Here is a 19775-nt window from a genome sequence, read left to right as displayed (position 1 = left end):
TGCCGAAATTGACGTTGTTGAGCGTGACGTCGGCGTTCTGTCCGACGAACAGGCCGCCGCCGAGGCCTGCGCCGCCGCCACCGCCGCCAACCCCGCCATTGCCGCCGCTTGCCACCGCATTGATGATGGTGAGGTTCTTGAACGTCACTTTGCCGGCGACGACGACGAAGCCTTGATAGCCACGCGCGTCGATGACGTCGCTGAAGTCCTGGCCGCCGAGCTGATTGTTGTAATCGGTGTTGCCGTCGAAAGTGAGCGTCGAGCCGTTCATCAGATTGATGGCCGGCAGATCGTCGAGCAATTGCAGCGTGCGCGCGCTGGACGAGAGCGAGAAGTTGATGACGTAACCGGTGTTCGCCGCAGCGAGGCCGCCGCCGACGCTGATCGCCGAGATCGCGTTGTAGAGCTGGGTGTAATCGTGGACGGGATCGCTGGTCGTCAGCGTGAGAACAACGGGGTTCGACACAGGGACCTCGGCAATATGCGTGAGCGATCGCGATCGATCGCTGTTTCCAAAAATTGCCGAATAGTTATCGTGCGCCGCAAGCTATTGGCAATAATAACGAATTCTCATTCCGCGCATGGAGTTGAGATGGTCAAAGGGTAAGGTTGACGGGCACGCGGACTGCGTTGTGCGCGATTGGACGGCGATCTTCTTCGCGCAAGGGACATGCGAGGCGCGTTTGTCCCATAGCGCGCACGCATTGATGTGAAACCGGCGGTACGTTTGCGCGCGATGAGAAGCGCGACGGAAAAATTGTTCGCCGAATCAAGGCGCCTCCGCCGAGGCGGTGTCGTTTCGCTTGTAGCTCCGCAACGATCTTTCCGTCAGACTGTCGTTTGGCGGCCTACGCTTGAAACAGAGCGTCGCCGAGTGAAGAGTGCAGCATGACGCCTCCACACGATCGAGCATGGCAACGCCGTTCGCGAACGGTGACGTTGGCAGCCTGCGCGCTCGCGATCGGCGCATGCATCGGACGCGCCGAAGCGGCCGAATGCAATTTCGAGGTTCAGGGCGAGGGTCGCGTCGCTGCTGTCGTCGATGCGCGCAGCTTTCGGCTCGACGATGGCCGCGAGATCAAGCTTGCGGGCATCGAGGTCGCGGACGCGACGAAAGCCACGACGGCCCTGACAGCACTGCTGGTCGGCCGTGAGGTGACGCTGCGCGGACCGGACGACACGCCGGACCGCTATGGCCGGCAGCCGGCTTACGCATTCCTCGAAGGCCAAGAGCTGCCGGTGCAGGGTGAGTTGCTACGCCAGGGCCTCGCGCTGGCGTCGTCCGAGATCGCCGACAAGGACTGCGCCGCGGCGCTGATGGCCGCGGAGGCCGAGGCGCGGGCGGCCCGATCGGGAACCTGGGCCGGGTCCGCGGTCATAAAAAACGCCGAAAGTCCGGACGATATTTTGGCCGGGATCGGGCGCTTTATGGTGGTCGAGGGCAGGGTTTTGTCCGTGCGTCAGGCGGGCGCGACGACCTACCTGAATTTCGGCCGAAACTGGACACGGGACTTTGCTCTGACTATTTCAAGGCGCATAGTCCCTGCGTTCGAGGCGGCCGGGCTTACGCCCAAGTCTCTGGAAAATCGCAGGATTCGTGTGCGAGGCTGGGTGGAAGCACGACGTGGGCCGCGAATCGAGTTGCTCCGGGTGGGGCAGATTGAACTGCTCGACGGGAACTAGGGGCCCAAGGGCCATGCCCCGGTCAGTTCGCGGGACAAATTTGTGAGTTTTAGACGTGATTGAGCGCGCAGGACGGCGTGAAACTGGGACTGGCCGCCGGCTTTCGGCTGCGCCGGTGCTCGTCTGCGCCGCCCTGACGCTGTCGGCCTGCGGCAATGTCGGACGGTTCGAACAGGTCACGCCGACCGCCGCCGCGGCGCCGGTGAAGCCGAACCGCGTGGTGCAGCAGACGCCCTCGAGCGAGCGCGAGCATGAGCGCATCCTGTCGTCGTATGGCGGGGCCTATGACGATCCGAAGCTCGAGGCTCTGATCAGCAAGACCGTCGAGCGGCTGGTCGCCGCCTCCGAACGGCCCGACCAGGCCTACAAGGTCACGATCCTCAATTCCGGCGCGGTGAACGCCTTCGCGCTGCCGACCGGCCAGCTCTACGTCACCCGCGGCCTGATCGCGCTCGCCAGCGACACGTCCGAGCTCTCCTCGGTGCTGAGCCACGAGATGGCGCATGTGCTGGCCAAGCACGCAGCGATGCGCGAAGACCAGGCGCGCCAGGCGGCGGTGGTGACGCGGGTCGTCACCGACATGAGCACCGATCCCGATCTCACGGCGCTGGCGCTCGCCAAGACCAAGCTGACGCTGGCGAGCTTCTCGCGGCAGCAGGAGTTCGAAGCGGATGGCATCGGCGTCGGGATCGCAGCGCGTGCGCATTTCGACCCCTACGGCGCGGCGCGCTTCCTGACCGCGATGGAGCGCAATGCCGCGTTGAAGATCGGCAAGACCGCGCTCGATCCCCGCGCGCAGGATTTCACCTCGTCGCATCCGGCAACGCCGGAGCGCATCAACAACGCGCAGACCACCGCACGGCAATACTCGTCGCCCGAGAGCAACGAGCGCGACCGCGAGACCTATCTCGCCGCGATCGACAACATCGTCTATGGCGAGGATCCCAGCGAAGGCTTCGTCCGCGGCCGCCGCTTCCTGCATCCGAAGCTCGGCTTCACCTTCACCGCGCCCGACAATTTCACGCTCGACAACACGGCGCAGGCGGTGATCGGCGTCCGCGAGGGCGGCAGCCAGGCGATGCGCTTCGATGTGGTGCGGGTACCGGCCGAGCAGTCGCTCGGCGACTACCTGAATTCCGGCTGGATGGAAGGCGTCGAGAAGTCCTCGACCGAGGACCTCAACATCAACGGCTTTCCGGCCGCCTCCGCCACCGCGCATGGCGACCAGTGGCAGTTCAAGGTCTACGCGCTGCGCTTCGGCAGCGACGTCTACCGCTTCATCTTCGCCGCCAAGCAGAAGTCGACCGAGAGCGAGCGCAATGCGCGCGAGACCGTCAATTCATTCCGTCGCCTGACGCTCGACGAGATCCAGGCCGCGCGGCCGCTGCGCATCAAGGTCATCAACGTACAGCCGGGCGATACCGTGGAATCGCTGTCGCATCGCATGGCCGGGATCGATCATCCGGCCGAGCGCTTCCGCGTGCTCAACGGCCTCGACGCCCACGCCCAAGTGAAGCCGCGCGACCGCGTCAAGATCGTGGTGGATTGAGGCCGGGCACACGCCCCTCACCACCGTCGTCCCGGCGAAAGCCGGCCCCATAACCACAATTATCGATTGACGGAAAAAGCTGGGACCACAGCGAGCCCCAACGACATATTCCTGTGGTTATGGGTCCCTGCTTCCGCAGGGACGACATAGAGAAGGAACGCGCTACTTCGCCTTCTCCTTGAGGAAGGCGATGATGTCGGCTCGATCCTTCGGATCCTGGACCTCGTAGAACATCTTGGTACCCGGAACCATCGCGTCCGGACCGGTGAGCCATTTGTCGAGGTTCGCCTCGGTCCACACGATCTTCGAGTCCTTCAGCGCCGGGGAGTAATTGTAGCCCGCGACTGTCCCGGCAAGACGGCCCACGACACCCTTGTGCATTGGGCCGACGTCGTTCTTCTCGATCGAATGGCAGTCGCCGCAGCCCTGGTACAGCGTGGCGCCGCGTGCCGGATCGCCCGCCGCACGGGCGCTGTTCAGCGCGAGCAGGATCGCGATGGCCGCCATCGCGGCGATTTTGGCGTGCCGCGGCGCCAGCACGCCTGCGATCGAACGAATGGTCATTCCCGGGGTCTCCTGTTTGCCACCAGAACAGGAGCAGCCATGCTGCCATTCTATTCCCCGGCTTGCCGCCGGCCCGTGAATGCGCTGGACACCGGCGGCATTGATCGCCGATATCGGTACCTCTTGTCGAAGTTTTTTCCCGCCCGCGCGGAATATCCGCGCGGCCCCGTCGATCTTGATCGCAGCTGCCACCTCCGCAGCCGCGCCGCGCTATTGGAGCATCCCCAGTGTTTCACAATCGGTTCGGCGCCGTCGCTCGACTTGCCGAACTCGGGTGCGTGCTTGCTGCGCTCACACTCGCAGCTGCCACCGCCGCGCGCGCGGACGGCTGTCCCAAGCCGAGCGACGAAATCGCGACCGACCGGCCCGACGTCACCAATTCGAGTATCGTCGTGCCGGTCGGGAGCCTGCAGAACGAGAACGGCGTCAACCTGTCCGGACGCGACGGCAGCCGGACCGTCGACGGCACTAACAGTCGTTGGCGGCTCGGCATCGCGCCCTGCCTGGAGGTGCTGGTCGACCTGCCGAGCTATGTCGGCACCGTGAGGTCGCCGGGCGCCTCCGGCTTTTCCGACGTCGCTCCCGGGATCAAATGGCAGATCAGCCCGGTGCCCGGGAAGATCGACCTCTCGATCACCGCCGGCGTCGCACTGCCGACCGGCACGGCTGCCATCGCCGGGCGCGGCGCGCAGCCCTACATCCAGTTGCCATGGTCATGGGAGCTGCATGACGGCTGGGGCGTCAGCGGCATGTTCACGGAATTCTTCCGGCCCGCCGAGCTGACCGGCCGGCACATGTCGGAAGCCACCTTCGTGATCGAGCGGAAGCTGACCGAGCGGATGAGCGTGTTCACCGAATATGTCGGCGACTATCCCGACGGCGCACGGCCGATCCAGCTGATCAATTCCGGCGGCATGTACCGGATCACGCCGACCCAGCAGATCGACCTCCACGTCGCGTTCGGGCTCAACCGCAACTCGCCGAACTACATCGTCGGCCTCGGCTATTCCTTCCGCGTCGACGGATTGTTCCGCTAAATCAGCTTTCGACTTCGCGCAGTCCGCTCAGCCACAGCGCCAGCAGCGTCCACACCGCGCCGGACAAGAGATACGCACCGGCCGAGATCAGGCCGAAATGCGTCGCCAGCAGCAGCGCGGCGAGCGGCGCGAAGCCGGCGCCGAACAGCCAGGCGAAATCCGAGGTCAGCGCCGAGGCCGTGTAGCGATAGTTGCGCGCGAAGTTCGAAGCGATCGCGCCCGACGACTGGCCGAACGACAGGCCGAGCAGCACGAAGCCGAGCACCATGTAGACGGTTTCACCGAACGCGCCGGCGTCGAGCAACTGCGGGGCAAAGCCGCTATACACCGCGATCGCGACCGCCGAACCCAGCAGCAGCGGCTTGCGGCCGACGCGGTCGGCGATCATGCCGGAGGCGATGATCGCGAAGACACCGACCATGGCGCCGATCATCTCGATGATGAGGAAGCGCACCGGGCTTTCCTTGGTGAACAGGAACACCCAGGACAGCGGAAACACCGTGACCATGTGGAACAGGGCAAAGCTCGCCAGCGGCGCAAAGGCGCCGAGCAGGATGTTGCGTCCTTCCTGCGCGATGGTCTCGCCGACCCGCGCCGGCTCGAGGTCGCGGCTTTCGAACAGCTCGGAATACTCGTCGGTTGCCACCATGCGGAGCCGCGCGAACAGCGCCACCACGTTGATGGCGAAGGCGACGAAGAACGGATAGCGCCAGCCCCAATCGAAGAAATCATCCGCCGAAAGGTTGCCGGCGAAGAACGCGAACAGCGCGCTCGCCACGATCAGCCCGAGCGGCGCGCCGAGCTGCGGCACCATTGCGTACCAGCCGCGCTTGTTCGCCGGCGAATTCATCGCCAGTAGCGAGGCGAGGCCGTCCCAGGCGCCGCCCCAGGCGAGACCTTGCACGACGCGCGCGGCAGCCAAGAGCCAGATCGCCGCGACGCCGATCGTGTCGTAGCCGGGCAGGAAGGCGAGCGCGACCGTGGCGGTGCCGAGCAGGAACAGCGCGATGACGAGCTTGGCGCCCTTGCCGTGGCGGCGGTCGACCGCCATGAAGATGACGGTGCCGAGTGGCCGCGCAGCGAAAGCCAGCGCGAAGATGCCGAATGAATAGAGCGTGCCGGTCAGTTCGTTGACGAACGGAAACACCAGCTTCGGGAACACGATCACCGAGGCGATCGCGTAGACGAAGAAGTCGAAGAACTCCGAGGTGCGGCCGATGATGACGCCGATGGCGATTTCGCCGGGTTTCGCCTGCCCGTGACCTGATGCGGTCGGGGTGCCGTGAGCCATTGCTGGGGCCTGTGCCATCGCCGGAGAACCGTCCTTTGGAGCCTGATCCGGGAAACTGGAAACCGGTTTTCCGAACCAATCATGCTCGAACTAGATGAGGCCACGGGCAGACTTTGCCACGCGGTCCACCTCACCTTCTGACCTCCTATCCCGCACTGCAACATTGGACAAATTGTCCAATGTCAACTTTGCTGCATCGCAGCTACCCCTTGGCGGAACTCATAAAATTCAAGTGGGGTGAGCCGTGCGCGCCTTGAAATTATTGGCCTTATTGCCGTTCGCGGCGCTTCTCGGCGGGTGCGATTTCGTCGTCCTGGCGCCTGCCGGCGACATCGCCGCCCAGCAGCGCGACCTCGTCGTGATCTCCACCGTGCTGATGCTGATCATCGTGCTTCCGGTGATGGCGCTGACCATCTTCTTCGCCTGGCGCTACCGCCAGTCCAACACCCAGGCCCCCTACGAGCCGGACTGGGATCACTCCACCCAGCTGGAGCTCGTGATCTGGTCGGCACCGCTTCTGATCATCATCTGCCTCGGTGCGCTGACCTGGATGGGCACCCATCTGCTCGACCCCTATCGCTCGCTCGGCCGCATCGCCGCCGACAAGCCGATCGAGAGCAAGGACGCCCCGCTCAATGTCGAGGTGGTCGCGCTCGACTGGAAGTGGCTGTTCATCTACCCGGATTATGGCGTCGCCGCCGTCAACGAGCTCGCGGCTCCCGTCGACCGCCCGATCCGCTTCCGCATCACGGCGTCTTCCGTGATGAACTCGTTCTACATCCCCGCGCTTGCCGGCCAGATCTACGCCATGCCCGGGATGGAGACCAAGCTGCACGCCGTCGCCAACAAGCCGGGCACCTTCCGCGGTTTCTCCGCCAATTACAGCGGCGCCGGCTTCTCCGGCATGCATTTCGATTTCAAGAGCCTGTCGAACGCCGATTTCGACAAGTGGGTCGCGACCGCCAAGGCCAGCGCCAACATGCTCGGCCGCACCGACTATCTCCAGCTCGAGCGTCCGAGCCAGAACGATCCGGTCCGGCTCTATCGCTCGGTCGATCGTGATCTCTACAAGGCGATCCTCAACATGTGCGTCGAGCCCGGCAAGATGTGCATGAGCGAAATGATGGCGATCGACGCCAAGGGCGGCCTCGGCCGCGAAGGCCTCAACAACACGCTGCCGCTGACCTACGACAAATACGCCCGCCGCGGCGCGCCGCTCGGCGCCTCACCGACCTTCGTCGCCGGCATCTGCTCGATGGACGAGATCAAGGACGCACCGTCGCACGACGTTCTGGCGCCGCTCGACCTGACGCCGCTGCGCGGCGTCGGGCTGAAGCGCCCGCCGTTCTCTCCCGCCCATCCGTCATCCACGTCTTTGCTGCTCGGCCAGCGCCCGAAATCAGACTCCTGAGGAGCGCCGCATGAATCCCGATCTCATCAAGATGATCTTCGGCCGCCTCAACCTGGAAGCGCTGCCGATCCACGAGCCGATCCTGGTCGGCACCTTCGCGGTGGTCGCGACCGGCGGCCTCGCGCTGTTTGCCATCGTCACCTACTTCCGGCTCTGGAGCTATCTGTGGCGCGAGTGGTTCACCACCGTGGACCACAAGCGCATCGGCATCATGTACATGATCCTCGGCATCGTGATGCTGCTGCGCGGCTTCGCGGACGCGCTGATGATGCGCCTGCAGCAGGCGATCGCCTTCAACGGCGCCGACGGCTACCTCCCGGCCCATCACTACGACCAGATCTTCACCGCCCACGGCGTGATCATGATCTTCTTCGTGGCGATGCCGCTGGTCACCGGCTTGATGAACTACGTGGTGCCGCTGCAGATCGGTGCCCGCGACGTCTCCTTCCCCTTCCTCAACAATTTCAGCTTCTGGATGACGGTCGGCGGCGCCGTGCTGGTGATGATGTCGCTGTTCGTCGGCGAATTCGCCCGCACCGGCTGGCTCGCCTATCCGCCGCTGTCGAACATCGGCTACAGTCCTGACGTCGGCGTCGACTATTACATATGGGGACTGCAGGTCGCCGGCGTCGGCACGACGCTATCGGGCATCAACCTGGTCTGCACCATCGTCAAACTGCGTGCGCCGGGCATGACGATGATGAAGATGCCGGTGTTCACCTGGACCTCGCTCTGCACCAACGTCCTGATCGTCGCCTCCTTCCCGGTGCTGACCGCGGTGCTGGCGCTGCTGTCGCTCGATCGTTACGTCGGCACCAACTTCTTCACGAACGACTTCGGCGGCAACCCGATGATGTACGTGAACCTGATCTGGATCTGGGGCCACCCCGAGGTCTACATCCTGGTGCTGCCGGCCTTCGGCATCTTCTCCGAGGTGACCGCGACGTTCTCCGGCAAGCGGCTGTTCGGCTATACCTCGATGGTCTACGCCACCGTCGTCATCACCATCCTGTCCTACCTGGTCTGGCTGCACCACTTCTTCACGATGGGCTCCGGCGCCAGCGTGAACTCATTCTTCGGCATCACCACGATGATCATCTCGATCCCGACGGGCGCGAAGATGTTCAACTGGCTGTTCACGATGTATCGCGGCCGCATCCGCTTCGAGCTGCCGATGATGTGGACGGTGGCATTCATGCTGACCTTCGTGATCGGCGGCATGACCGGCGTGCTGCTCGCGGTGCCGCCGGCCGATTTCGTGCTGCATAACAGCCTGTTCCTGATCGCGCATTTCCACAACGTGATCATCGGCGGCGTGCTGTTCGGCCTGTTCGCCGGCATCAACTACTGGTTCCCGAAGGCGTTCGGCTTCAGGCTCGATCCGTTCTGGGGCAAGCTGTCGTTCTGGTTCTGGGTGTCGGGCTTCTACTTCGCCTTCATGCCGCTTTACGTGCTCGGGCTGATGGGCGTGACCCGCAGGCTCCGCGTGTTCGACGATCCCAGCCTGCAGATCTGGTTCGTCATCGCAGCCTTCGGCGCCTTCCTGATCCTGCTCGGCATCGGCGCGATGCTGGTGCAGTTCGCGGTCAGCATCCTCAGGCGTGAGCAGCTCAAGGACACCACCGGCGATCCCTGGAACGCGCGCACCCTGGAATGGGCGACCTCCTCGCCGCCGCCCGACTACAACTTCGCGTTCACGCCCGTGGTCTACGACAACGACGCCTGGTGGGACATGAAGCGCCGCGGCTACAAGCGTCCGCTGACCGGCTTCAAGCCGATCCACATGCCGTCCAACACCGGCACCGGCATCATCCTCGCCGGCTTCGCGACGGTGATGGGATTCGCCCTGATCTGGTACATCTGGTGGCTCGCCGCCGTCAGCTTCGTTGCGCTGCTCGCGGTCGCGATCGGCCACACCTTCAACTATCACCGCGACTTCCACATCCCGGCGGATGCGGTGGTGCGGACTGAAGACGCGCGGACACGCGTTCTTGCCGCGGGAGCCCAGACATGAGCGTTGCCATAACCACCCAGAGCTCCATCCAGGACTCCGAGCCGGTCTTCCACGTCATCGACGAGCACGATCATCCGGAAGGCGCCAGCACCATGCTGGGCTTCTGGATCTATCTGATGAGCGACTGCCTCATCTTCGCGATGCTGTTTGCGACCTACGGCGTGCTCGGCGGCAACTACGCCGCCGGGCCGTCGCCGAAGGACCTGTTCGACCTCAAGCTGGTCGCGCTCAACACCACGATGCTGCTGCTCTCCTCGATCACCTACGGCTTCGCCATGCTGACGATGGAGAAATCGAAGATCGGCCAGACCCAGCTCTGGCTCGCCATCACCGGGCTGTTCGGCCTCGCCTTCCTCGGCATCGAGCTCACCGAATTCGCCCACATGATCCATGAAGGCGCGACGCCGCAGCGCAGTGCCTTCCTGTCGTCGTTCTTCACGCTGGTCGGCACCCACGGCCTGCACGTCACCTTCGGCCTGGTCTGGCTGGTGACGCTGATGGTGCAGACCGCGCGCTTCGGCCTCACCGAAGCCAACCGGCGCCGTCTGATGTGCCTCTCGATGTTCTGGCATTTCCTCGACGTGGTCTGGATCGGCGTCTTCACCTTCGTCTATCTCCTGGGAATGCTGCGATGACAACAAAAGCTCACGCCGAAGCGCATACTCTCGAAGCCAATGCCGGCCACGGCCATGACGATCACGGCGGCGCGTCCCACGGCTCGCTGAAGAGCTATCTGATCGGCTTCGGCCTCTCGGTGATCCTTACGGCAATTCCGTTCTGGCTGGTGATGACCGGCACCATCGCCGACAAGGCAGTCACCGCGCTGATCGTGCTGGTGCTGGCGGCGGTGCAGATCGTCGTCCACATGATCTACTTCCTGCACATGAACACGCGGTCCGAGAACGGCTGGACCATGATGGCGATGATCTTCACCGTGATCATGGTGGTGATCGCGCTGACCGGCTCGCTGTGGGTCATGCATCATCTCAACGTCAACATGATGCCGATGCACGACATGAGCCAGATGCCGTGACCGCGCGGTCTGCCAGACCACCGCTTGTACTGCTCACGCTCGGCATGCTGGGCGTGGTGCTGCTGGGCGCGCTCGGGGTCTGGCAGGTCGAACGCCGGACCTGGAAGCTGGCGCTGATCGAACGCGTCGAGCAGCGCATGCATGCGGCGCCCGTCGCGCCGCCGCCCCAATCGTCATGGCCGGCGGTCACGGCCGCGAACGACGAATACCGCCGCGTCACCGTGCGCGGCACGTTCCTCAATGCCGACGAGACGCTGGTGCAGGCCGTGACGGCCGAGGGCCCCGGCTTCTGGGTGCTGACGCCGCTGCAATTGGCCGACGGAACCACGGTCCTGGTCAATCGCGGCTTTGTTCCGCCCGACAAGCGCGATCCCGCAACGCGGCGCGACGGTGAGCCGCAAGGCTCTGTCAGCGTCACCGGGCTGCTGCGGATATCGGAACCGAAGGGCGGCTTCCTGCGCAGCAACGATCCCGCGGCGGGCCGCTGGTATTCGCGCGACGTCGCCGCGATCGCCGCCACGCATGGGTTGTCGCAGGTAGCCCCCTTCTTCATCGACGCCGATGCGACGGCAAATCCAGGCGGCACCCCGGTTGGGGGGCTCACGATCGTGCGGTTTCCGAACAACCACCTGATTTACGCGCTGACATGGTTCGCGCTGGCCTTTATGCTGGCCGGCGCGCTCCTGCGCATCGTCAGCGGCAGGAGCCGCGCCGGCGCCTCCGATCCAGGATGGGACTCACGACGCGCCGCCGTGCGCCGCCTGATCGGCGCAGCCCGCAATCTGTCACGCGACCCAGGCCCAGATGCTCGAGCGCACATCGGATCCGCATGAGGAGAACGCCGCGACCGGCACGGCCGTGATGCCGTCCGCCGTGAGCGCGGCTGGCGGCATGCCGTTCGATCTCGCAGCCCCCGCCGACATCGCGACCAACCGCAAGAACATGGCCCTCTTGGTCCAGCTGCGCTGGATCGCCGTGATCGGCCAGATCGCCACCATCGGCTTCGTGCAGTTCTGGATGGGCGTCGCGCTGCCGCTGTTGCCGCTGGGAGCGGTGATCTCCGGGCTGGTGGCGCTCAATGTCGTCAGCCTGCTGTGGCTGCGCTACCGCGCCGACATCAACAACCGCGAGCTGCTGGTCGCGCTGGCGCTCGACGTCGCGGCGCTGACCGCCCTGCTCTATCTCAGCGGCGGCGCCACCAATCCCTTCACGTCGCTCTACCTGCTGCAGGTGACGCTCGGCGCGGTGCTGCTCGATGCGCCGTCGACCTGGTCGCTGGTGGCGCTTGTGTGCATGAACTTCGCCTGGCTGACCAGCTACTACCGGCCGCTGGAGCTGCCGCAGCAGGGCTTCGCCGACGCGTTCAACCTGCATATCGCCGGCACCTTCATCGGCCTCGTGCTCGACGCGGTGCTGCTCGTGGTGTTCATGACCCGGATCAACCGCAATCTCCGCGACCGCGACCTGCGCCTCGCGGCGCTGCGCCAGCACGCCACCGAGCAGGACCATATCGTCCGGATCGGCCTCTTGGCGTCCGGCGCCGCGCACGAGCTCGGCACGCCGTTGGCTTCGCTCTCGGTCATCCTGGGTGACTGGCGCCGGATGCCCGTGCTCGCCTCCGACCCCGAACTGTCGCAGGACCTCGGCGAGATGGAGATCTCGGTGCAGCGCTGCAAGTCGATCGTGACCGGCATCCTGCTGTCGGCCGGCGAAGCCCGCGGCGAAGGCTCCTCGCCGACCACGGTCGCGGCGTTCCTGACCGCGCTGGTGGAGGAATGGCGGACCACGCGGCCATCGGCCACGCTGTATTTCCGCAACGCCTTCGGCACAGATCTGGCGATCGTCTCCGACGTCGCGCTCAAGCAGGCGATCTTCAACGTGCTCGACAATGCCGCCGAGGTCTCCCGCGACTGGATCGAGCTGATGGCCGAGCGCAATGCCGACAGGCTGGTGCTCTCGGTGATCGATCGCGGTCCGGGCTTCTCGCGCGAGATGCTGGCGCATATCGGCAAGCCGTATCAATCGACCAAGGGCAGTCCCGGCAGCGGCCTCGGCCTGTTCCTGGTCGTCAACGTGGTCCGCAAGCTGGGCGGCGTGGTGACTGCGCGCAACCGGCCGGACATCGGGGCAGCGGTCAAGCTCGAGCTGCCGCTCTCGACGCTCGCGATCGGAGATCCTCTTGACGGATGAACGCCAGCTCCTGATCGTCGAGGACGATTCAGGCTTTGCCCGCACGTTGAAGCGCTCGTTCGAGCGCCGCGGCTACGGCGTCGCTGTATCCACCTCGCTCGACGAAGTCCGCGAACTGCTCGAGCAGCAATCGCCCGGCTATGCCGTCGTCGACCTCAAGCTCGCCGGCGGCGCCTCGGGCCTTGCCTGCGTCGAAGCGCTGCACGCACATGATCCGGATATGCTGATCGTGGTGCTGACCGGCTTTGCCAGCATCGCGACCGCGGTGGAGGCGATCAAGCTCGGCGCCTGCCACTATCTGGCCAAGCCGTCGAACACCGACGACATCGAGGCGGCATTCCAGAAAGCCGCCGGCAACGCCGCCATCGAGGTCGGCGCGCGGCCGACCTCGATCAAGACGCTGGAATGGGAGCGCATCCACCAGACCCTGATCGAGACTGACTTCAACATCTCCGAAGCCGCCCGCCGCCTCGGCATGCACCGCCGCACCCTGGCGCGGAAGCTCGAGAAGCAGCGGGTGAAGTAGCAGAGGCGGAAGGTTCTCACCGTCACCCTGAGGTGCTCGCCTCTTCGGTGAGCCTCGATATATCCGGGCCGTGCCTCCTTCGAGGCTCGCCCAGCGGCGCAATTGAGCCTCAAGGCTCGCACCTCCAGCGACAAAGGCGAAGCCTTTGCGCGGGGGTGACGGGACTGAAGGCGGGACAACATGTCCGACGTCGTCCCTGCGAAAGCAGGGACCCATAACCGCAGGGTTTGATTGTTGAGGATCGCTGTGGCCCCAGCCTTGCGCAACAATGGCCTTCGGCGGTTATGGGTTCCGGCTTTCGCCGGGACGACACTGAATGTTTGGTGCCGCTCCTCCGCCATACATTCACATTCTCCCAGGATGACGGTTGGGCTGCTGAAGCTCGAACAGCTGCGTAGCCCGGCTAATTCAGCCGGCCGCCTCTCGCTCCGTCACGTCATCGCGGCGACATCCGCCGCAGTGTCAATGTATTCCTGAAAACGGACCGCCTTTCCGTCGCGGTACTTGAAGACGTGGGCCCATTCGTTCGTCACGGTCTTGCCTGTCTTCTTTGCCCGCGCCGTGAGCGTACCCAGGACCACGACCGTGTCGCCCTGCTCAATCATCTCACGCGGTGCGAACTCGCTGAATTCCAGATTCTCGCCGACCTGGACGAAGAAGTTTGCAATCTGCTGCTTTCCCTTGAAGGTCCCGGCCCAAGGCAATTTGTCCTGCGGACCCGGGGTTATCCACGTGCAGTCGTCATGGATCAGATCCTTCATGAGCGCCGGAATGTCACGACGTTGAAAGGCCTCATAACCCTTCCTCGTTGCCTCAACATTCGATGTCATCGGATTCTCCTCGCTGCAAATTGATGGGTCACACTAATGTCGATCAAATAGCGGCAGGGCGGCCAGCATAGCACGCCCTGCTGCGATTGCCGTCGTCATCCATGAAGCAGGACAGGACGATACTGGTCAGGATCGTTTACATAGGATGCGCTGCTGCACTTTCCGCACGTCATCCTGTTCGCGAGCAGCTCGTGATCTGGGACCGTCCGGGGCAATTGCCGGCCGTCACCGCAATCTGTGAATCGTGACGTCCGAGAACGGCCGCTGGGGCATCAAGCAACGCTCGTACTGAACGCACTGCCCGGCAGCGACGGCGTCGTCGTGGGCTACCGCCGGGCCAGGAAGACCCCAAGCAAGAATGCAACAGCGAGTGATTGAAGCGGGGCCGCCTTGGTGGCTTCACTCAAATGGTGCAGCCATCGATCCTGTTGCGGCAAATGTTCGAATACGCCGTGCTCAGCCATCTGACGGATTGCGTCCGACGCCTGCTCTATGCGTTGCTCAGGCGTGGCAGTGGAAGCAATATCGCTTTCGTAAACCATGTATTGCCCTCGGGCATTACCTTCGGAGCGCACGCCGCGGCGTCTGACCAATAGATCTTCTTATGCGGACACTAACGTCGCGCGATCGCTGACAGTTCCTCGGCGCCTTTGCCACGCGAGCGCGTGCCGCTCAGTCATTTCCGAAGAAATTCACGAACGGACGAGGCGGGCCATCGTCTTCGGACGCCATGATCGGCACTTCGCGGCGCGGTGCCTGCTCCACGAGCAGGGGTTCCTCGCGGCGTTGCTCGCCCTGCTCGATCCGCCGCTGTTGGCGCTTCGCGTGTTCGGTCGCACTACGCTTCGCTTTCCGTTCAGCATACCGCTGACGCCGATCCTTTTCTCCAACCTCAGATTTTTTCGCGTCCACCACGTCCACTTGCTTCTCGACAGGCGTTTGCACGTCCTTGACCGGCTCCGGTTGTAACTGCGGCTGCGGAGGTGGGGCTGCCTCTGGCGTCGCGGGCTCCCGTTGGGTGGCAAGTTGCGGTGCCTGCGCAGCTTCCGCCGTGGATGGCAGGACGACGCGCGCCGGTTCCGCGGGCTCTCGCGACGAGACCCGCGCCTGGGCACCGGCGGGATCTTTGAGCGCCGAATTTGCCAGCAGCAGGCCTCCACCGAACCCGGCACCGAGGATGATGAAAGTTGTTCCAACGCCCGCGAAAAAGATCGCTGTCTTTGATGCCATGGTCCGCTCTCCTCCAATGGCGAGCGAACGCGCGAAGGTTAGCGACGTTCCGTTTCGGGATAACTCTGCAACGAGTGCTGCACGTCTGCAGTGCAAATAACTTGGAACATCGACGTGCCCGTTGAGGGGTCACGGCCTATCGAGGGACTTCAACTCGCGGAGAACCTGGCCCCTCCCACGCTCTGAGCGCGCGGCGCGGCAGCAACAGCGGCGTCGTCAGCAGCAACAGTCCGCTGAGCGCGACCGCCGCACGGACGCCCATAAGGCCCGCCAGCACGCCCCACAGCGCGGTCAGCAGCGCTATGGTCGCGCTGCTGGTGATGGTCCAGGCCGAAAGTACGCGCGCCGTCCGCTCCATCTCGATCTGGGCCAGACGATAGGCCGCGAACACCGGGTTGAAGATGCCGATGCAGGTGACGAGACCGAACTGAAGCGCAAAGACGACGGCGATGCCCGCCGCGCCGTGCGGGATGAAGGCGAGGCCGAGCGACCAGCACGCACGCAGCGTGCCTGCTGCGAGCAACACGTTGTGCTGCCCGAAGCGTGCGGTGAGAGAAGGCGCCAGCCGCGCACCGATCAGTCCGCCGATACAGGGCGCGCCGAAGGCGAGCCCGTATTGCCAGGGCGCAAAGCCGAGATCGCGCAGCATCAGCACCGCAAGCAACGGCGCCGTCGCCATGATCAGGCCGTTGACCACCACGGTGTTGACGAACAGCAGGCGGAGCACGGGATGCGCAAGAATGGTCCGCCAGCCCTCGATCAAGTCAGTCGCGTGAAACGCCTGCACCTGGCGCTGCGCCGGCGCAGGCTCGTTCCCGCCGATCCGCCGGATTGCCAGCGCCGAGAGCAGAAAGCTCAGCGCATTGGCGATCACGGTGACGACAGGGCCGAGCAATCCGATCGCAGCACCGCCGAGCGGCGGGCCGATCGCGATCGCGGTCCAGGTGGTGGATTCAAGCCGGCCGTTCGCGATCACCAGATCGTCCGGCTTCACCAGCGCCTTCAGGCAGGCGCCGCTCGCGGCGCGGAAGGCGATATCAGCGGCGGCCATGATGACGGCCACGACGACGAGCTGAGCGAACGTCAGCCGTCCCAGCACGAACGCGATGGGAACGCTGATCGTCGCGGCGAAACGAATGAGATCCATCGCGATCATCACCGGCCGCTTGCGCCGGAATTCGATCCAGGGTCCGAGCGGCAGCGCGACCGCGGCGCCGGCCAAAAGGCCCACCGCTGCCAGCGCCGAGACCGCCTCCGGCGGAGCATGCAGCACCAGGATCGCAAGCAGCGGCAAGGCGTCGAAGGCGATCGAGGTGCCGAATGTCGAGACCGCGAACGCCGTCCACAGCCAGTCGTAACCGCGCCCCAGCGACCGTCCTGCAAGCATGCCGCGCCCCTCGCCGGTTCCGCGAACTCGCCGCCGGCGCGCAGCAGAAGGTCATGAGTCGCGGCGATCAGCCAAGCGGCGATTGCGGCGGGGCGGCATGCAAGAGCGCCGCTTGCACGATTGTGACTCTCGAGGTTGCTTCCGGACATTCGGTCCGCCTCTCCCCTTGTGGGAGAGGCCGGACCGCATGCAGCGGAGTGGGATGCGGTCCGGGTGAGGGGTCGCGGTCTATCGATGGATTCCAGCTCACGGAGAGGCCGCACCCCTCACCCGGATTGCATCTGGCGATGCAATCCCACCTCTCCCCTCGTGAGAGAGGTGAACAGCGCAAGACGAGGGACTTCACTCCCAAACAAAAAGCCCGGTCTTGCGACCGGGCTTTTGTTTTCAATCCGTCGAACCCTTTCAGGCGGCTTCGTCTTCGACGGCGGTATCGTCGCCATCGGTATCGGCATCCTCGCCGTCGGCATCGCCCTCGCCTTCACCCTCGGCTTCCGCCTTGGCGCCGCGGCGCGGGCTCTTGGCGAGCTGGCCTTCGATCTCCTTGATGGCCTCGGTCTCGGTCGAGTGCTGGACCACAGCGATCTCGCGCGACAGACGGTCGAGCGCGGCTTCATAGAGCTGTCGTTCAGAGTAGGACTGCTCGGGCTGCGATTCCGAACGATAGAGATCGCGGACCACCTCGGCGATCGCGACGATGTCGCCCGAGTTGATCTTCGCTTCGTATTCCTGGGCGCGGCGCGACCACATGGTGCGCTTGACGCGGGCGCGCCCCTTCAAGGTCTCCAGCGCCTTCTTGACCAGCGCCGGCTCCGACAGCTTGCGCATGCCGACATTGGCGACCTTCGCCGTCGGGACGCGCAGCGTCATCTTGTCCTTCATGAAATTGATCACGAACAGCTCGAGCTTGGCGCCCGCGATCTCCTGCTCCTCGATGGCCAGGATCTGGCCGACGCCGTGAGCGGGATAGACGACGAATTCATTGGCCTTGAAGCCCTGACGCTGGGTCACGACCTTCTTCGGCTCCTCGACGCGCGGTGCGGCGGCCGGCTTGGCGGCAACCTTCGGAGCAGCGGCGGGGACGGCAGCCTTCGGGGCAGCCGGCTTCGGCGCGGCAGCAGCAGTTTTCGGGGCGACCTTCGCAGCAGCGGGCTTCGCAGCTGCCGCTTTCGCGGCAGTCTTGGCAGTCTTTTCTGGCATCACGCTTCTTTTGTTCTTTGAGGACTTTGCAGCCGCCGCCTTCTTGGCGCCCTTCACGGGCGCCTTGGCACGGCCCTTGGTTGCGCTGCGAGCAACGACAGCGGCTTTCTTCGTCGTCTTTGAAGCACTCTTTTTACGCGTTTTCTGTGACACAGCCTGCGCGCGGAAACTGCCACGCCCCTGTTCGATTGTTGCGGGAACCTCGAAGCCACAAGGTACGCATGGCAGGGGGTTCTTGGCCTGTAATGGTGCAGATATAGCACATTTTCCGCAAAAATCAATGGTTTACGCCCGATTCCGGGCATAACGGGGCATCCTCAGGTCATATGTCCGTCATTAGGGTTAAATCGGCGGCCGAACGGAGGGCCACGGCGGACCCAGGCCCGCCCTTATCGGGGTAGTCCCACCGATAGTCGCGGACGCCAGCGAATCAGTCGCCGCTGCCCGGATTCGGAGAAAAATATTTCTCGAACTTGCCTTCCTTGCCTTCCCACTCCTTGGCGTCCTCGGGCGAGTCCTTCTTCTGGGTGATGTTCGGCCAGCTCTTGGCGTACTCGGTGTTCACCTCGAGCCACTTCTCCAGCCCCGGCTCGGTGTCCGGCTTGATCGCATCAGCCGGGCATTCCGGCTCGCACACGCCGCAATCAATGCATTCGTCAGGATGGATGACCAGCATGTTCTCGCCCTCGTAGAAGCAATCGACGGGGCAGACCTCGACGCAGTCGGTATATTTGCACTTGATGCAGGCTTCAGTGACGACGTAGGTCATCCAAAACTCCGGAACGATCGATTTTTCTGGGGTTGCGTAGCGCAGGAATACCGGAGCCGCAAGGGAAGCGGCACCCGAAAAACGCCAGTATTCTCACGCCCCTGCCACCCGCTTTATTGGGAGCATGACCCCCGGGCAAACGCTACGCGTTTGTCGGGAGGAAAACCGGACCCCACTTTTCCGGATCATGCTCAAATCAGATAGCAAGCGCTAGATAACTACTCCTTACCGGCTTGCAAATTGCCGGCCTGCAAATCCTCATACAGCACGCGCGCCGAACTGGCATCGCCACGCCGCTCGGCAAAGCCGGTCACCTTCAGCACGCGGACGCTGTTGTCGAGCGCGATGGTGACGACATCGCCCGCCTTCACTGCATGGCCCGGCGATTTCTCGCGTGTCCCGTTGATGCGGACATGACCTGACGCGACGAGTTCAGCCGCGCTGGTGCGGGCCTTCACCACCCGCGCATGCCACAGCCATTTGTCGAGGCGCTGTCGATCCAAGCTTCAGACCAACGGTTTGAACTATTCCTTCCGGCCGGCGAGCTGCTCCTTCAGGGCCGCGAGCTTGGCGAACGGTGAGTTCGGATCGATCGGCCGGTCGCGCTCGCGCGGTGCGCTCGAGGCGTAAGGCCGATGCGACGGACCGCCCTCGCGCTTGTCGCGACCGCCCTTGCCGAAATCGCGGCCGCCGCGGTCACGATCACCGCGGTCGCCCTTGCGATCGCCGCCACCGAACTTGTTGTCGCGGCGACGCTCATTGTCGCGATCGCGACCCTTGCCTTCGAAGCGCTCGCGGCGCTGGCCGCGGTCTTCACGGTTGTCGCGGGCCTGCGCGCCGTCGGCCGGTGCCGCCGACGGATCGGCAGGCGCCCCTGGACGCGGCGTACGGAAATCCTGGTGACGGCGCGGACGGCGATGCTGCTCGCGCTTCTCGCCCTCGCCGCTACCCTCAGCGGCCTGCGCGCCTTCGGCGGGCTTGTTCTGATGGCGGCCGCGGTTGCGATCGTGGCCGCGGTGATGCGGACGGCGCTCGTCGGAGCGGCCACCGGGCCGCCAGAC

Annotated in this window: 19 protein-coding genes and 2 pseudogenes; 10 read left to right on the top strand and 11 right to left on the bottom strand. The window is 64.5% G+C overall.

What is annotated here, in order from left to right; translation table 11 throughout:
- A pseudogene (locus H8A92_RS32735) lies at nucleotides 1-466 on the bottom strand (hypothetical protein); the annotation flags it as partial.
- A 422-nt stretch (nucleotides 467-888) separates the two neighbouring features.
- Between H8A92_RS32735 and H8A92_RS32730 the strand changes: the two are divergent.
- A complete protein-coding gene (locus H8A92_RS32730; protein WP_229199518.1) occupies nucleotides 889-1683 on the top strand; it encodes a thermonuclease family protein in 795 nt (264 codons plus the stop codon).
- 55 nt (nucleotides 1684-1738) lie between these two features.
- Nucleotides 1739-3232, top strand: coding sequence for a M48 family metalloprotease (locus H8A92_RS32725; RefSeq protein ID WP_229199517.1), 1494 nt, complete (start codon nucleotides 1739-1741; stop codon nucleotides 3230-3232).
- Nucleotides 3233-3394: 162 nt separating this feature from the next.
- Here H8A92_RS32725 and H8A92_RS32720 read toward each other — a convergent pair whose 3' ends face one another.
- Complete coding sequence (locus tag H8A92_RS32720) at nucleotides 3395-3796, bottom strand: c-type cytochrome (RefSeq protein WP_163160938.1); 402 nt, start codon at nucleotides 3794-3796, stop codon at nucleotides 3395-3397.
- Nucleotides 3797-4023: 227 nt separating this feature from the next.
- Between H8A92_RS32720 and H8A92_RS32715 the strand changes: the two genes are divergently transcribed.
- Nucleotides 4024-4833, top strand: a complete 810-nt coding sequence (locus tag H8A92_RS32715) for a transporter (RefSeq protein WP_229199516.1) — start codon at nucleotides 4024-4026, stop codon at nucleotides 4831-4833.
- Between the two features lies 1 nt (nucleotide 4834).
- Here the strand turns inward: H8A92_RS32715 and H8A92_RS32710 are convergent, their stop codons facing one another.
- Nucleotides 4835-6124 (bottom strand): MFS transporter, encoded by a 1290-nt coding sequence (locus H8A92_RS32710; RefSeq protein ID WP_229199515.1) that lies wholly within the window; start codon nucleotides 6122-6124, stop codon nucleotides 4835-4837.
- Nucleotides 6125-6368: 244 nt separating this feature from the next.
- Between H8A92_RS32710 and cyoA the strand changes: the two genes are divergently transcribed.
- Genes cyoA through H8A92_RS32675 form a run of 7 tightly spaced genes read left to right on the top strand, consistent with a single transcriptional unit; the run spans nucleotide 6369 to nucleotide 13298 of the window.
- Complete coding sequence (cyoA, locus tag H8A92_RS32705) at nucleotides 6369-7535, top strand: ubiquinol oxidase subunit II (protein ID WP_229199514.1); 1167 nt, start codon at nucleotides 6369-6371, stop codon at nucleotides 7533-7535.
- Nucleotides 7536-7545: 10 nt separating this feature from the next.
- Nucleotides 7546-9549 (top strand): cytochrome o ubiquinol oxidase subunit I, encoded by a 2004-nt coding sequence (cyoB, locus tag H8A92_RS32700; RefSeq protein WP_229199513.1) that lies wholly within the window; start codon nucleotides 7546-7548, stop codon nucleotides 9547-9549.
- The gene (cyoC, locus tag H8A92_RS32695; RefSeq protein ID WP_229199512.1) at nucleotides 9546-10184 is read left to right on the top strand and encodes a cytochrome o ubiquinol oxidase subunit III; all 639 of its coding nucleotides are present in this window, start codon (nucleotides 9546-9548) and stop codon (nucleotides 10182-10184) included. Before cyoB ends, cyoC begins: the two co-directional genes overlap by 4 nt.
- Nucleotides 10181-10582, top strand: coding sequence for a cytochrome o ubiquinol oxidase subunit IV (cyoD, locus tag H8A92_RS32690; RefSeq protein WP_229199511.1), 402 nt, complete (start codon nucleotides 10181-10183; stop codon nucleotides 10580-10582). Before cyoC ends, cyoD begins: the two co-directional genes overlap by 4 nt.
- A gap of 44 nt (nucleotides 10583-10626) precedes the next feature.
- Complete coding sequence (locus H8A92_RS32685) at nucleotides 10627-11415, top strand: SURF1 family protein (RefSeq protein ID WP_229199519.1); 789 nt, start codon at nucleotides 10627-10629, stop codon at nucleotides 11413-11415.
- Between the two features lie 28 nt (nucleotides 11416-11443).
- Nucleotides 11444-12772, top strand: a complete 1329-nt coding sequence (locus H8A92_RS32680) for an ATP-binding protein (RefSeq protein WP_420831400.1) — start codon at nucleotides 11444-11446, stop codon at nucleotides 12770-12772.
- Nucleotides 12762-13298, top strand: a complete 537-nt coding sequence (locus H8A92_RS32675) for a response regulator transcription factor (RefSeq protein ID WP_229199509.1) — start codon at nucleotides 12762-12764, stop codon at nucleotides 13296-13298. Before H8A92_RS32680 ends, H8A92_RS32675 begins: the two co-directional genes overlap by 11 nt.
- A 431-nt stretch (nucleotides 13299-13729) precedes the next feature.
- On the opposite strand, the gene H8A92_RS32670 is transcribed toward H8A92_RS32675, so the two are convergent.
- From H8A92_RS32670 to H8A92_RS32635, 8 genes and pseudogenes are all read right to left on the bottom strand, one after another.
- Complete coding sequence (locus H8A92_RS32670) at nucleotides 13730-14128, bottom strand: nuclear transport factor 2 family protein (protein ID WP_229199508.1); 399 nt, start codon at nucleotides 14126-14128, stop codon at nucleotides 13730-13732.
- Between the two features lie 326 nt (nucleotides 14129-14454).
- Nucleotides 14455-14670, bottom strand: coding sequence for a hypothetical protein (locus tag H8A92_RS32665; protein ID WP_229199507.1), 216 nt, complete (start codon nucleotides 14668-14670; stop codon nucleotides 14455-14457).
- Nucleotides 14671-14800: 130 nt separating this feature from the next.
- Complete coding sequence (locus H8A92_RS32660; RefSeq protein WP_229199506.1) at nucleotides 14801-15358, bottom strand: hypothetical protein; 558 nt, start codon at nucleotides 15356-15358, stop codon at nucleotides 14801-14803.
- A 136-nt stretch (nucleotides 15359-15494) separates the two neighbouring features.
- Nucleotides 15495-16745: an MFS transporter gene (locus H8A92_RS32655; RefSeq protein WP_229199505.1), complete on the bottom strand. Its 1251-nt coding sequence runs from the start codon at nucleotides 16743-16745 to the stop codon at nucleotides 15495-15497.
- Between the two features lie 405 nt (nucleotides 16746-17150).
- Entirely contained in the window at nucleotides 17151-17945 is a 795-nt protein-coding gene (locus tag H8A92_RS32650) for a CarD family transcriptional regulator (RefSeq protein WP_163160932.1), read from the bottom strand.
- 430 nt (nucleotides 17946-18375) lie between these two features.
- Nucleotides 18376-18714 carry a ferredoxin FdxA gene (gene fdxA / locus H8A92_RS32645; RefSeq protein WP_092120017.1) on the bottom strand — a complete coding sequence of 113 codons (339 nt, stop codon included), beginning with the start codon at nucleotides 18712-18714 and terminating at the stop codon, nucleotides 18376-18378.
- Between the two features lie 218 nt (nucleotides 18715-18932).
- Nucleotides 18933-19217 carry an RNA-binding S4 domain-containing protein gene (locus H8A92_RS32640; RefSeq protein WP_163160931.1) on the bottom strand — a complete coding sequence of 95 codons (285 nt, stop codon included), beginning with the start codon at nucleotides 19215-19217 and terminating at the stop codon, nucleotides 18933-18935.
- Nucleotides 19218-19238: 21 nt separating this feature from the next.
- Nucleotides 19239-19775, bottom strand: a pseudogene (locus tag H8A92_RS32635) (helicase-related protein); the annotation flags it as partial.

This window comes from Bradyrhizobium acaciae, assembly GCF_020889785.1.
GTDB lineage: Bacteria > Pseudomonadota > Alphaproteobacteria > Rhizobiales > Xanthobacteraceae > Bradyrhizobium > Bradyrhizobium acaciae.
Note: the sequence above shows the minus strand (reverse complement) of the source record. Positions and strands in the feature narration are given on the sequence as shown.